Source organism: Pseudomonas sp. ENNP23 (genome assembly GCF_001728945.1).
GTDB lineage: Bacteria > Pseudomonadota > Gammaproteobacteria > Pseudomonadales > Pseudomonadaceae > Metapseudomonas > Metapseudomonas otitidis.
This window is the reverse complement of the sequence record NZ_LYSP01000120.1, coordinates 1-602: the sequence shown is the minus strand read 5'-3', so window position 1 is coordinate 602 and position 602 is coordinate 1. Positions and strand designations below refer to the sequence as shown.

1 pseudogene is annotated in these 602 nt (G+C 68.1%); it reads left to right on the top strand.

Annotation, left to right across the window (positions count from 1 at the left end):
• Nucleotides 1-602 (top strand): annotated as a pseudogene (locus tag A9G05_RS28275) (DUF2345 domain-containing protein); the annotation flags it as partial.

Sequence of the window (602 nt, the reverse complement as noted above, 5' to 3'; positions counted from 1 at the left end):
AACAGCACATCCGCATCGGCAGCAACCGGCTCGTGGAAGCCGGGCAGGAAATCCACCTCAAGGCCGGGCAGAAGCTGGTGATCGAAGCCGGCATGGAACTGACCCTCCAGGCCGGCGGCAGCTTCATCAAGCTCGACCCCGGCGGCGTCACCGTCAGCGGCCCGCTGGCCAAGCTCAACGCCGGCGGGGCACCGGGCAAGGGCAGCGGCCTGAAAGCCCTCGGCCCCTGGCTGCCGGCCTCCGCCGCCCTGGCCATGGCCGGCAACCGCCTCAGCACGGCGCAACCCTCGGCGCTGGCAAAACGCCTGCAGGCGGCCGCCGAGCTGGAAGAGGAGGAGGAAGAAGAGGAACTGGACGCCACGGAAACCGGCATCACCCTGCGCATCGGCCTGTTCTTCGACGGCACCGGCAACAACCTCGGCAACTCCGCCCTCACCGCCCAGTGCCAGCGCGACGACCGCGAGCTGTACGACGCGCAGAGCCTCGACAGCCTGGTCGACCACTGCAAACGCTACGGCTTCAAGGACATGAGCCCGGAGGGGCTGTTCGAAATGGCGCCGGACAACAGCTACGGCAATGCGGCGAGCAATGTGGCGTTGTTG